A 13,710-nucleotide genomic window follows, 5' to 3' on the forward strand; every position below is an offset into this window, starting at 1 on the left:
ATACAATATTTTAAATATCATTATCTCATTGTTTCATTAACTCATTATATTACCACATTGAAAAACTGTATTGTCATAGGCGGAGGAATAATAGGATTATGCTCTGCATACTATTTAAAAAAAGAAGGACATCACGTAACTATAATTGATAAATCGAATTTAGATAGCGGTGCCTCATACGTAAATGCAGGTTATATTACACCTAGTCATATAATTCCCCTTGCTGCTCCTGGAATGATGGCTAAAGGAATAAAGTGGATGTTTAATAGCAATAGTCCATTTTATATGAAACCACGATTAGATGTTGATTTTATAAAGTGGGCCTGGCAGTTTAACAAATCGGCTACAAAAGCCAATGTAGAAAAAGCAATCCCTCTTATAAAAGATATTAATATTCTAAGTCGTGAATTGTACCTAGATATCCTTACTTCAGGGGATTTAGGCGATTTTCAGTTAGAACGCAATGGTCTACTAATGCTGTACAAAACGGAAAAAGAAGGGAACCATGAAAAGGAAGTAGCTAAAAGAGCCCAAGACATGCAGTTGGCAGTAAAAGAGTTATCGGCAGAACAACTTCATCAATTACAACCTAATTTAAGCAAAGAGATTCTTGGTGCCGTACATTATGAGTGTGACGCCCATACAACACCCACCGAATTTATGGCTAAAATGAAAGACTACCTGCTAAAGAGGGATGTAGTTTTTAAAACCAATGAAGAAGTTACAGATTTCACCATTGAAAAAGACAAAATAACTGGCTTACAAACAAATAAAGATACGTATAAGGCTGATGAATTTGTGCTAGCTTCTGGGAGCTGGAGTCAGAAAATTGCAAAAAGATTACAATTAAAAATAAGCATTCAGGCCGGTAAAGGGTACAGAATAGACGTAAGCCGAGAAACACCCGTACTTTTACCTGCTATATTAATGGAAGCCAAAGTTGCCGTAACCCCAATGAAGGGTTTTACCCGGTTTGCAGGAACTATGGAGTTAGCAGGAATAAATAATACCATCAGAAAAGGAAGAGTCGCTACCATAGCTACGGCAGCAAGTAATTATTATAATAATTTTACAATTTCTGAAAATGAAAAATCAGATGCGCAATACGGATTTAGACCTGTATCACCTGATGGCTTGCCTTATATTGGCAAAACAGAACGCTTAAAAAACCTAACCATTGCCACTGGTCATGCTATGATGGGTTGGAGTTTAGGCCCGGCAACAGGAAAATTAGTATCAGAAATTATCTCGGACAAAGAAAAATCTATGGAAGTTGGTGGTTTTAATCCTAGTAGGAGATTCTAAATACACCTATTCTTTTAGTAGTTTATCTAGTAATTCCCTAGTAGTTTTACTATTCCAATTTTTTGCTCCAGTTTCTTCAACACTAATTTTTCCATCCTTAGTAAGGATGTAGGTTGTAGGAATAACTTCAGAAACTAGTTCAGCGGGTCTTTTAGAATTGGAATAAAATACAGGAAAACTAAAGTTGTTATCCGATACATACTTTGTAACACTGTTTGCATTATCCTGGGCAACAAAAACAAATTCCACTCGATCTTTATAATCCTTGTATAAGGCTTCTAAACTGGGCATTTCTGCCACACAAGGCGGACACCAAGTAGCCCAAAAATTAAGAAGAACAACCTTACCTTGCTTTGAATTAAAATTATGACTTACTCCACTTTCATTGACCAACTCCCAATTATAGTTAGTCACTGAAACCTGCTTTTCAACACTGACTACAGACGGCCCAAAGGAAAATAACTTATTTACAAATACTTTTATATGAAAACCTATAGGCGTAAATAATACTACGAGTAGGAAAACAAAAAACACTATATTACCTATCTTTTTTCTTGACATTATAACTATTCTTTAATGAGGGTATCTAATACCGTATAAATAGTTTCACTATTCCATTTAGCGATATCTTTTTTTTGATGAACAACAATAGATCCTTGTTTGCCAATTATAAAAGTAGCCGGTACAATAGTAGTATCTAGGGCAGAATTTTCTTTGGAGATTAAATAAGTTACCGGAAACGTAAATTTCTTCTTCGCCATAAATTCTTCTACCACAATCCTATCCTCATTGGTCATAATATAAAAATCTACTTTCCCTTTATAGCGATCATATGTTTCCTGAACATACTGTAATTCTGCTGCGGATGATACTAACCAGCTTGCCCACATGTGCACAAAAACTACCTTGCCTTGTGAGACTTTAAAATTAAACTCTTTGTGGTTTGCGTCTCTTAGTTTCCAATCGTATTCTGTTAATTTATCTTGCTTGGAATTTTCAATAACAACAGCTGTGGATGCAAATAATTTATACAACATCACCTTACCAAATTCTCCTAATGGTGTCACAAAAAAAGACAGCACAAAAAGAATCAATAACGTATTTAAAAATGTTTTTCTTTTCATCATTTAGCGATAACTCTCTTATTAACTCTTAGGTTGTTGTTGGTATTTACAGTATGGCTTTGAAACACAGCATACACAATCCAAAACATGTAAAATGCCACAGCATTAAAATACGATACAATTATTTCACTTAAAAGTAGGAAGATATATCCACAATAAAATAAAAAACTCCTGAATTACTTCAGGAGTTCCTTTGTTATTAAAATGTACTTTATTGATTAAGCACCATTCTCTTTCTTTATTACATTTAAGGCAGAACCTTCTCTATACCAATCTATTTGAGGTTGGTTATAGGTGTGGTTTAGCATAATTACATCTTTACTTCCATCAGCATGTATTAACTCTAAGGTTAATTGTTTCTCCGGAGCAAAGGCTGCAATATCTACAAAATTAAAAGTATCATCTTCTTGTACAAGGTCGTAATCTGCTTCATTATCAAATGTTAACCCTAACATCCCTTGTTTCTTAAGGTTTGTCTCGTGGATTCGAGCAAAAGACTTTACAATTACCGCTGCAACACCTAAATGTCTTGGTTCCATAGCTGCATGCTCTCTAGAAGAACCCTCCCCATAGTTATGATCTCCTACAACTACAGATCGTACACCTGCTGCTTTATAAGCACGTGCTGTATCTGGAACACCTGCAAACTCACCTGTTAATTGATTTTTAACAAAGTTTGTCTTTTTACCAAATGCATTTACTGCACCAATTAAACAGTTGTTAGAAATATTATCTAAGTGGCCACGGAAACGCAACCAAGGACCTGCCATTGAAATATGATCTGTTGTACATTTCCCAAAAGCCTTAATTAATAATTTTGCCCCTATTAAACTCTCGTCTTTTATGGGGGTAAACGGCTCTAATAATTGCAATCTTTCAGAATCTAGAGCAACTTTTACAACTACTCCTGAACCATCTTCATCTGGCGCTAAGAAACCTGCATCTTCTACATCAAAACCCAATGGCGGTAATTCTATACCGATAGGCTCATCTAGTTTCACTTCTTCACCATCTTCATTCAGTAACGTATCATTCATTGGATCAAAGTCTAATCGCCCAGAAATTGCTATAGCAGCAACCATTTCTGGAGAACCAACAAAGGCATGTGTATTTGGATTACCATCTGCTCTTTTAGAGAAGTTACGGTTAAACGAGTGTACAATTGTATTTTTCGCATCTCCTTTGGCATCACTTCTATCCCATTGCCCTATACATGGTCCGCATGCATTGGTAAAGATTGTAGCTCCTAAATTTTCAAAAACTTCTAAAATACCATCTCTTTCGGCTGTAAAACGAATTTGTTCAGAACCTGGGTTGATACCAAAATCTGACTTTGACTTAATTTTTTTATCAACGGCTTGTTTTGCGATTGATGCTGCCCTTGTTAAATCTTCGTATGAAGAGTTTGTACAAGAACCTATTAGTCCCCAATCTACTTTTAAAGGCCAGCCATTAGCTCTTGCCTTTTCACCCAATTGACCAACTGGTGTAGCTAAATCTGGTGTAAATGGACCATTTAAATGAGGTCTTAACTCATCTAAATTAATTTCTATAACCTCATCAAAATATTGTTCTGGATTGGCATACACTGCTGCATCTGCAGTTAGATGTTCTTTTACTTGGTTTGCAGCATCGGCAACATCATTACGGTCTGTTGCGCGTAAATAACGCTCCATAGACTCATCATAACCAAATGTAGAAGTAGTAGCACCTATTTCGGCACCCATATTACAAATGGTACCTTTACCTGTACACGAAAGATTTTTAGCTCCTTCGCCAAAATATTCTACAATTGCTCCAGTACCCCCTTTAACGGTTAAAATCCCGGCAACTTTCAAGATCACATCTTTAGCAGAAGTCCACCCCGAAATATTTCCTGTTAATTTAACCCCTATTAATTTTGGAAACTTAAGCTCCCAAGCCATACCGGCCATAACATCTACAGCATCTGCACCACCAACACCAATAGCAACCATACCTAACCCACCAGCATTAACTGTGTGAGAATCGGTACCGATCATCATTCCGCCTGGAAATGCATAATTTTCTAATACTACTTGGTGAATAATTCCTGCACCTGGCTTCCAAAAACCAATGCCGTATTTATTAGATACAGATTCTAAAAAATTAAAAACTTCTGCACTTGTACTGTTAGCACTTTTTAAATCTGCTACCGCACCATTTTTTGCTTGTATTAAATGATCACAATGCACCGTTGTTGGAACAGCAACCTTTGGTTTACCAGCTTGCATAAACTGTAATAATGCCATTTGCGCAGTGGCGTCCTGACATGCAATACGATCAGGAGCAAAATCTACATAATCCTTTCCCCTTAAAAACTCTTGGGTTGGTTCTCCATCCCATAAATGAGAATATAATATTTTCTCTGAAAGTGTAAGTGGTTTTCCAACAATTTCACGAGCCTTATCAACACGTTCAGCCATACGGGCATAAACCCCTTTAATCATATCTATGTCAAATGCCATTCTTTTAGGTTTTGAGTTTAAATTAATGCAATCCTACAAAATTAATAAAATCTGAAGGGTAAACGAAAGATTTGTGCTACGATTCATCTGAATTTAGCAAAAAAACTATAAAAGACATCCTTAAAAATGAATCTTTCATTATTAAGGTCTTTTTTTAATGAAATCGTGATAAAATTATCAGATTTTACGAATCTTATATTATTTTCTTCACAATATCCTCTTCTGAAATCCCCTCTGCTTCTGCTTTATAATTTTTTATAATTCTGTGTCGTAAAATTCCCTGGGCAACCGCCTTTACATCTTCAATATCTGGAGAAAATTTACCATTTACAGCGGCATGTGCTTTTGCTCCTAATACAAGATTTTGTGATGCTCTTGGGCCTGCTCCCCAATCTACATATTGTTTTATATAATCTGATGCCGTATTTAAATTAGGACGGGTACTGTTCACTAATTTAACCGCATATTCAACTACATTATCTGGTACCGGTATTCTGCGTACCAAATGCTGTACGGCAACTATTTCTTCTGCGTTAAACAAAGCGTTCACCTGTACATCATTATCGGATGTAGTTAGCTTCACTACCTGGATTTCTTCTTCAATAGTAGGGTATTTTAATTCAATAGCAAACATAAACCGATCTAACTGAGCCTCTGGTAGCGGATACGTCCCTTCTTGTTCTATTGGATTTTGAGTAGCTAATACAAAATAAGGGAGCTCTAATTTGTAATGATTACCAGCAATGGTTACTGCTCTTTCTTGCATGGCTTCTAATAGGGCTGCCTGTGTTTTAGGTGGTGTTCTATTAATTTCATCTGCCAATATAATATTAGAAAAAATAGGCCCTTTAATAAATTTAAAATTTCTATTCTGATCTAGTATTTCACTCCCTAAAATATCGCTAGGCATTAGGTCTGGCGTAAACTGTATTCTTTTAAAATTTAGCCCTAAGGTTTGTGCTATGGTATTTACCATTAAGGTTTTTGCCAAGCCGGGAACACCTACTAACAAGGAATGCCCTCCGGTGTATATTGATAACAGTATCTGATCTATAACAACATCTTGCCCAACAATCACTTTGGCAATCTCTTGTTTTAAGGCTTGGTGTTTTTTTACTAAATTTTGAATAGCAGTTACATCTGACATATATCTTACCTACTCTTTATACCAGTTGTTGGTAAACTCACAATCTTGGTTGTCTCTATTTACACTAACATAGGTGTCTTCTATATGCTTTTTCATCCATTTTTGAATAGCCTCAATTTTTTTCTGTGTCAAAGCCAATTCTTGAATCTTTACGTAATCCTGTGCAAAATCTGCTTCGTGCTCATCGTACCGATTGGTGATTTTCATAATCTTGTACTTCTGAGCTCCTCCTCTTTCTTCTGTTTCTAGAATAGGATTTGAAATTTCATTATCCTTAATATTTCTAATTTGGTTGTACACTTTAGAATCCATATCTGTAAGTTCAAACTTAGTTCCAAAATCTTTAGGATTTCTCAACTGTCCTCCTTCAAATTTCGTTTCTTTTTGATCTGAAAAATTAAGTGCTGCTTCTGCAAAAGTAAATTCTTTGTCAATAATTTTTTGACGAATTTCCTCCAATTCTTCTCTTGCTGCTTTTAATGCTTCATCGGAAACTTTTGGCGTTAAAAGTATGTGTCTAATATCTCTTTCAACTCCTCTAACTTTCTCTAAAAAGATGATATGATACCCAAAAGTTGTCTCAAAAGGTTCAGAAACCTCCCCTTCTTTAAGACTAAAGGCTACATCCTTAAATTCTTTTACAAATCCTGTTTCTTTAGTAATGCTATAAAAACCACCACTAGACCTAGACCCTTCATCCTCAGATGATATAATGGCTTTAATCTTAAAACTAGAACCATTCTCTAAAACATCGGATCTAATTTTTAGCAACTTATCTATTACTTTTTGCTTTTCTTCTTCGCTTGCCTTTGGTTGCTTTACAATTTGAGCAATCTCTAACTGTGTTCCAAAAACAGGTCTTTGATCTTTAGGTATTTCCTTAAAAAACTGTCGCACTTCTTCCGGAGTTATTTCTATCTCCGTAATAATATCTTGCTGCATTTTTTCAGACAACATTCTTAGCTTATTAATCTTAAAAAGGTCTTCTCTTAATGCTTCCTGAGATTCTTTTTTGTAGAAAGCAAGCAGCTTATCCATAGAACCAATCTGCCCTATTAAACCTTGAATTTGTCTTTCACTATAAGCGTTTACCTCATCATCAGCAACCAACAAACTATCTTGAACAGCCTGGTGGGCATACAAACGATCTTCCATTAGTTTCCCCAAAAGACTACATCTATTAACATCATCTTCAGAAACCCCCTGGCTACGCAAATCAATTAAAGTCTTTTCTATATCTGATTCTAATATTACATAATCACCAACAACAGCTGCAACACCGTCTAACTTTACTCTTTTAAAATCTGTTTTGGTTGTATCCTTTACCGTCTCCACCACATCTTCTTGCATGGCAAAAGCTGCTTCCATTGCCTGACTCGTAAATGGGCTAACGAGTAGCAACATAACTACAATAGCAACAATCTTATTCTTGTTTTTCATATATTTCAAATTCCTTATTTTTAATAGCTTCATCTATAATATCTACTTCTAAATTCTTTAAAAAATTTAAGCGTCTTCTATTTAACAGCACCCGCTTTATTGTTGGACTTATATGTGCTAGTGGAGCAATATCATTTCGCTCTAACACATCAACCACCTTTGTCAAATATACCCCTAATGAGTCTTGCAATTCAAAAAATTGTGATTTTTTTAAGTATAAATGCTGATTATCATCGGTTAAGGGCGGCACTTCATTTATTAATCTTGAGGCTTCTACCCATACAGAATCATTAAAATTCAACTTCCGAAACTGAACACTTATAGAATCAAGGTAGATCCGGTCTTTTTCCTCAAAATCTTTTAATTTCTCAATTACAGCAGATTTGTTTAAAAACTGAGGGGGTAATTCTACATATCGAAGTCTTAAAAGTTTCTCATTTAACTTAAAATTTTCCTTTTCTCTTTCATAAAATGCTAACAACTCGGCCTCACTGATTACAGTATCTTGCGTCTTTTGCACCAACGCTTCCTTATAGGCTCCGGTATATAAATCTGTTTTATAATTCTTCACCAACCTATCAAACTCAGCTAATTGCTCTTCGGAAAGGTTTACCCTGGATTTAGACATTAACAATTGTTTAGAGGCCCAATTATTAATAAAACTAGTTGTTAAAAGGATACTATCTTCTTTGGAGGTCTTTGTACCAACCAAGTCGGCTATATCCTCTTTATACAAATAGCTCTCTCCAACTCTAGCAATAGGCACTTGGTCGGTATCCTTCACAAAAATTCCTTCACAGGAGCCTAGTGTTAGCATTCCAAATAGCAGTATTACCAATGCATAAATTAACCTTTCTGTACGTAGCATAAAATTGCGTATCTCGCAAAAATAACAATTAGAAGCGGCAGTACAAGATTTATTATAAAGGATTAACACTTTTTAATATTAAATTGTAAAAATAATCTCCTTTTTTTGCTCTTGATTGATTCTTTTACCCGATAATTGGAAACCCAATAGCCTTATTAATTATAGAAATATTAGATTTACTGTTTTATATGAAAAAGCGATGAGTAAAAAGATAAAATTGATCTGGGATTTTAGAGGCCCTGCTGCAGAGAAAACGGCGGAACACCACGAAATTCACTTGAAAGAATTTATTGTGTCCGAGAACCTAAAATTGAATATTACGGGCTTTAGAGCATTAAATGATATGCACAGTATTGCATATCTTGTAGTTGAAGAAACTGAAATGATTCCTGTAAGAGATGCCTTAAAACCTCATAGAGGTGAATTATATACTGCGGAATGAAGTATCTTTTAACGCTTATATGTTTCTTTCTTTTGTTTTTTTCCTGCAAAGAAAGAACAACCACTTCCAATAATCCTTTAAAAACGGCCCTTGCTTCTACACATCCGGCCATACGTCAGGTAATGGATAGTGTTGCTAATTACGAAGTACAAATTAGATATACAGAAATTAACAAAACAAACGAGGCGTATCGCTTTGTTAATTACGATATAAATGTTGCTCCTGAACATTATTTTTATCCCGCCAGTAGTGTTAAATTACCCATTGCGATCCTTGCTTTGGAAAAATTAAACGAGACTAACTCTTTAAGCAAGGACACTTCTTTTTTTATAGAAGGCGATACTTTAACAACGACATTTGCCAAAGAAATTATTAAAATATTTGCTGTAAGCGACAATGAGGCTTACAACAGGCTATTTGAATTTTTAGGTCAAGAATATATCCATAAAAAGCTTATAGAAAAAGGGATAGAAGGCGTTAGTATAGTTCATCGGCTATCTACAGCCAATGCCAATGATATCACCACAAAACCTTTGATTATCTATTTAAACGACAGCACTACCTTCAGTAACACAGCTATAATTAACAACCCCCTAAAGCCTTTAAAAATCGAGAATTTAAAGAAGGGCATTGGGTATATGGATGAAGGTTTTATCGTAGACCATCCGTTTGATTTTAGTTTAAAAAATCACTACCCAATTACAGCACAACAACAAGTTCTACAACGTATTATTTTCCCAGACTCATTCACAGAAACACAACAGTTTAAACTAACAAATGGGCAATTGGAGTTTTTAAAAAATGCCATGCAATTATTACCTAAAGACGCTGGTTACCCTAAAACTTTGTATCATGATAGTTATGTGAAATTCTTTATGTATGGCGACTCAAAAGACCCTATACCCAGCACTATTAAAATATACAACAAAATTGGCTCTGCTTATGGCACCCTTACAGATTGCGCCTATATTGAAGACCTAGAAAACAAGGTGCAATTTATGTTAACAGCCACCATCCTAGTAAATAAAAATGGTGTATTTAATGACAATATCTATGAATATGACGAAATTGGTATTCCGTTTTTAGCCCAATTAGGGAGAGAGATTTATAATTACAACCGAAAACAAAAGCAGAACTAAACATCGTATTCCACAATAATTAGTGCGTACCAATGTTATATTATACAACCCATATGCAGCCTAAAATAGTATTTAATCATGAAATAGGATGGCTGGTAGCACAGGGTGTTTACAACATAAAAGGATAACAATATTGCAGGTGTACAAAAACCAATCGCTCATCTAGGACCCCAACTTATGACCAACAACCAAGAATATTTAAACAATTTAACCAAGCAATTTGAAATTCTCCTGAGCAAACAAGAGCATTTTGCCAAGGAGTTAATGATACTGCACAAGGAAATTGAGCGCTTAAAAAAAGAGGGAATCCCTAAGCAAACTGCTAACATACAAGACGCTATTAAACAGCCAAAAACAGATCAGGATAGCTCTACTACCCAGCCTATACAAGAAATTGCAAAAGAAACTCCTAAGGTTCACAATCCAGAACCTATAGAACCTGTTATGCCCAAAGCTAACAACACCGTATTACCAAAGCAAAAATCGAATATTGAAAAGTTTATTGGTGAAAACTTACTCAATAAAATAGGTATCATTATTCTTGTATTTGGAGTTGCCATAGGAGCCAAATACTCTATCGAAAATGACTTAATTAGTCCGCTGACAAGAATAATTATTGGTTACTTAACGGGCTTAACCGTACTTGGATTTGGCATTAAATTAAAAGAAAAATACACAAGCTATAGCGCTGTTTTAGTGAGTGGGGCCATAACAATATTATACTTTATAACGTTTGCAGCCTATAGTTTTTACTCCATTTTTCCACAGTTACCCGCTTTTGGTATTATGGTAGTTCTAACCGTCTTTGCCGTTATTGCCGCCGTACATTACAACAAGCAAGCTATTGCACATATTGGCCTAGTTGGTGCATATGCCGTTCCTTTTTTACTCAGCAATGGTTCTGGGCAAATAGGTATTTTGTTTTGTTATATGTCTATCATTAATATTGGCATCTTGGTATTATCATTTAAAAAAGACTGGAAGGGCTTGTTTTACTCTGCCTTTTGCTTTACTTGGCTTATCTATGCTTCTTGGTTTTTAACAAGCTTTAAATCCGAACATTTTTCTCTTGCTTTTTTATTCCTCTTTGTTTTCTTTTTGATATTCTACACTACTTTCATTGTAAATAAAATCATGAAGAATAAAGCCTTTAGTGCAAGTTCTATATTAATTTTACTAGCAAACTCCTTTCTGTTTTTTGGTTTTGGTTTCTTTTTATTAGATAACAATGTAGACTACCAAGGGTACCTTGGTGTATTCACTGCCGCCAACGCATTATTACATTTTTGTGCAGGAACTATTTTGTACAAACAAAAGTTAGCCAACAACAAACTTCTCTATTTTATTTTAGGGATGGTATTTGTGTTTATCACCATAGCTGTCCCTGTACAATTGGATGGTAACTACGTAACCCTCTTATGGGTGGGTATATCAGCCTTGCTTTTCTGGATAGGCACAACCAAAGATGCTCCTATACTTAAAAAACTATCATACCCATTACTTGCGTTAGCCTTAATTAGCCTTACTCAAGATTGGGGAGCTTACCTATTACAAGAAAACTATTACGGCACAAAAGAATTAGAAAACCACTTAACTCCAATCCTTAACATCAACTTATTGAGTTCTGTATTGTGCATCCTTGCCCTATATTTTATATACCGTATAAACATAAAACACAACGCTAACAAAAAAAGTGCTCTATTTTATAGTATTCCCAGCCTTTTAATACTACTTACCTATGTTAGTCTATTTGTGGAAATAATACATTACTGGAATCTTATTTTAGTAAAATCTACCATTGTAATTGACAAAACAAATTTATATGCAAACCCCGTTAATTATGACCTAAGCCATTTTAAAATTATATGGCTAATTGTTTACACCTTATTCTTTCTAAGCCTAATAAGTTTCCTTAATATTAAAAAAATCAAAAACAACGTATTGGGAATTGGCGTTATAAGCTTTAGTATATTAATTCTCTTTATTTCTTTAACGCTTGGATTGTTTATCCTTAGTGATTTAAGAGACAGTTACCTGCACCCATCTGAATATTACAATGCCGGTATTTACTATTTAGGTTTACGATATGTATTGTATCTTTTTGTGGGTCTTTTAATATATGCCATCTACAGCCATAGCAAACAAGGTTTTATGCGTATTAATTTTAAAATTCCATTTTCTATCGTATTAAATATAACCACATTATGGATACTTAGCAGTGAACTAATACATTGGATAGACCTATCTGGAGCAGAACAAACCTACGGACTAGAGCTCTCTATTTTATGGGGTTTATACTCTTTCTTTTTAGTAGCCAAAGGGATTTGGAAAAAGATAAAATATATCCGCATTGGAGGCATCATACTCTTTGGAATCACCATTGTAAAACTATTCTTTTTAGATTTAGCTTCTTTAAATACAATATCAAAAACTCTTGTCCTTGTAATTTTAGGGCTATTAATTCTAGGAGTTTCATTTTTATACAACAAGTACAAAAACAAAATTTTTGATGAGACAAAAACTGAATAAAACAAGCTTTTTATTGTTGTTATTAGCAACCACCTCTTATGGTCAAATGCACAATTATGACTATCAAATTAAACTCGCCAATATCACTGACACATGGCACAGCATTACGCTACCGAATACTGTTTTTTTAAACACCTTAGAAAGTTTAAGCGATATTCGTATTTATGGCATCACGGCGAAAAATGACACCATTGAAGCTCCCTATATTTTAAATTATACAGCACCTCAACTACAAACCAAAACGATAGAATACCAATTAATTAATGCAAGCTCTAAAGATGGAGTCTCGTTTTTTTCATTAAAAATACCATCTAAAGATGCCGTAAACCATATAAATTTAGATTTTGAAGAGGACAATTTTGACTGGAGAGTTCTTCTTCAAGGCAGTCACAACCAAAAAGACTGGTTTACCATTTACAATGACTATAGGATAGTAGCTATAAAGAACAGCAGAACCAACTATAACTTTACTGATCTTACTTTTTCACCCGTAGAATACACCTATTTTAGAATTGGTATTAAGAGCGATTTAGAACCTACTTTAAAAAAAGCTACCCTAGAATATCAGCAACAAACAACAGCCAATATAACCGACCGTAAACTTAAATCGTTTACTACGGATAACAATAAAAAGACCAAACAAACCATAGTACATATAGCCTTAGAAAAAAAAGCCCCAACCCATCAAATAACTATAAAAGTAAACGACAAGATAGATTATTACCGACCCATACAAATTGAAGAATTAGTAGATAGTGTAAAAACTGAAAAAGGTTTTAAATACAATTACAAAACACTTAGTTATGGCACATTAACGTCCATTGAAAAGAATACTTTTACATTTAAAAATACCTTTGCAAAAAATTTAAGAATTACCATTTCTAATTTTGACAATGAACCCCTGCAAATAACAGGCATCAATGCAAAAGGGTACAGATTTCAACTTATAGCTCGTTTTACAACACCAGCAACCTATTACCTCACCTATGGCAATAAGGAAGCATATGCACCGAGCTATGATATTGCAAAACTCAACCTTAAAATGCCCGACACTATTAGCAAACTTTCATTAGGGGAGTCTCAAAAAATAATTAAAAATGAGAAAATTGCACCCCAACCACTATTTAAAAGTGAAATATGGCTATGGGCTGTTATGGGTATCTTGCTCCTAGTAATTGGCTGGTTTTCCTATAAGATGCTAACAAAAAAATAGCAAAAACAAAGATCTTC

The 13,710-nt window shown here is 34.5% G+C and carries 11 protein-coding genes; 5 read left to right on the top strand and 6 right to left on the bottom strand.

What is annotated here, in order from left to right:
- The first annotated feature begins 57 nt into the window (after nt 1-57).
- Complete coding sequence (locus MWU65_RS14185; RefSeq protein ID WP_247078933.1) at nt 58-1,305, top strand: FAD-dependent oxidoreductase; 1,248 nt, start codon at nt 58-60, stop codon at nt 1,303-1,305.
- A 6-nt stretch (nt 1,306-1,311) separates the two neighbouring features.
- On the opposite strand, the gene MWU65_RS14190 is transcribed toward MWU65_RS14185, so the two are convergent.
- The 6 genes from MWU65_RS14190 to MWU65_RS14215 form a co-directional block, all read right to left on the bottom strand.
- The gene (locus tag MWU65_RS14190; protein WP_247078935.1) at nt 1,312-1,866 is read right to left on the bottom strand and encodes a TlpA disulfide reductase family protein; all 555 of its coding nucleotides are present in this window, start codon (nt 1,864-1,866) and stop codon (nt 1,312-1,314) included.
- Between the two features lie 5 nt (nt 1,867-1,871).
- Complete coding sequence (locus MWU65_RS14195; RefSeq protein ID WP_247078936.1) at nt 1,872-2,432, bottom strand: TlpA disulfide reductase family protein; 561 nt, start codon at nt 2,430-2,432, stop codon at nt 1,872-1,874.
- 215 nt (nt 2,433-2,647) lie between these two features.
- Nucleotides 2,648-4,915 carry an aconitate hydratase gene (locus MWU65_RS14200; protein WP_247078938.1) on the bottom strand — a complete coding sequence of 756 codons (2,268 nt, stop codon included), beginning with the start codon at nt 4,913-4,915 and terminating at the stop codon, nt 2,648-2,650.
- A 193-nt stretch (nt 4,916-5,108) separates the two neighbouring features.
- Nucleotides 5,109-6,062 carry a MoxR family ATPase gene (locus MWU65_RS14205; RefSeq protein ID WP_247078940.1) on the bottom strand — a complete coding sequence of 318 codons (954 nt, stop codon included), beginning with the start codon at nt 6,060-6,062 and terminating at the stop codon, nt 5,109-5,111.
- A 9-nt stretch (nt 6,063-6,071) separates the two neighbouring features.
- A complete protein-coding gene (locus tag MWU65_RS14210) occupies nt 6,072-7,502 on the bottom strand; it encodes a peptidylprolyl isomerase (protein WP_247078943.1) in 1,431 nt (476 codons plus the stop codon).
- Nucleotides 7,486-8,370: a peptidyl-prolyl cis-trans isomerase gene (locus MWU65_RS14215; RefSeq protein ID WP_247078945.1), complete on the bottom strand. Its 885-nt coding sequence runs from the start codon at nt 8,368-8,370 to the stop codon at nt 7,486-7,488. Before MWU65_RS14215 ends, MWU65_RS14210 begins: the two co-directional genes overlap by 17 nt.
- A 199-nt stretch (nt 8,371-8,569) precedes the next feature.
- Between MWU65_RS14215 and MWU65_RS14220 the strand changes: the two genes are divergently transcribed.
- From MWU65_RS14220 to MWU65_RS14235, 4 genes are all read left to right on the top strand, one after another.
- On the top strand, nt 8,570-8,812 hold the full coding sequence (locus MWU65_RS14220) for a hypothetical protein (RefSeq protein WP_247078947.1): 243 nt from the start codon (nt 8,570-8,572) through the stop codon (nt 8,810-8,812).
- Nucleotides 8,809-9,951 (top strand): serine hydrolase, encoded by a 1,143-nt coding sequence (locus MWU65_RS14225; protein ID WP_247078949.1) that lies wholly within the window; start codon nt 8,809-8,811, stop codon nt 9,949-9,951. Before MWU65_RS14220 ends, MWU65_RS14225 begins: the two co-directional genes overlap by 4 nt.
- A 177-nt stretch (nt 9,952-10,128) precedes the next feature.
- The gene (locus tag MWU65_RS14230; protein WP_247078951.1) at nt 10,129-12,480 is read left to right on the top strand and encodes a DUF2339 domain-containing protein; all 2,352 of its coding nucleotides are present in this window, start codon (nt 10,129-10,131) and stop codon (nt 12,478-12,480) included.
- The gene (locus MWU65_RS14235; protein ID WP_247078953.1) at nt 12,461-13,693 is read left to right on the top strand and encodes a DUF3999 domain-containing protein; all 1,233 of its coding nucleotides are present in this window, start codon (nt 12,461-12,463) and stop codon (nt 13,691-13,693) included. The genes MWU65_RS14230 and MWU65_RS14235 overlap by 20 nt, the downstream gene beginning before the upstream one ends.
- The last annotated feature ends 17 nt before the right edge of the window (nt 13,694-13,710 follow it).

Origin of the sequence: Cellulophaga sp. F20128 (genome assembly GCF_023015805.1) — a bacterium.
In the GTDB taxonomy this organism is placed as follows: Bacteria; Bacteroidota; Bacteroidia; order Flavobacteriales; family Flavobacteriaceae; genus Cellulophaga.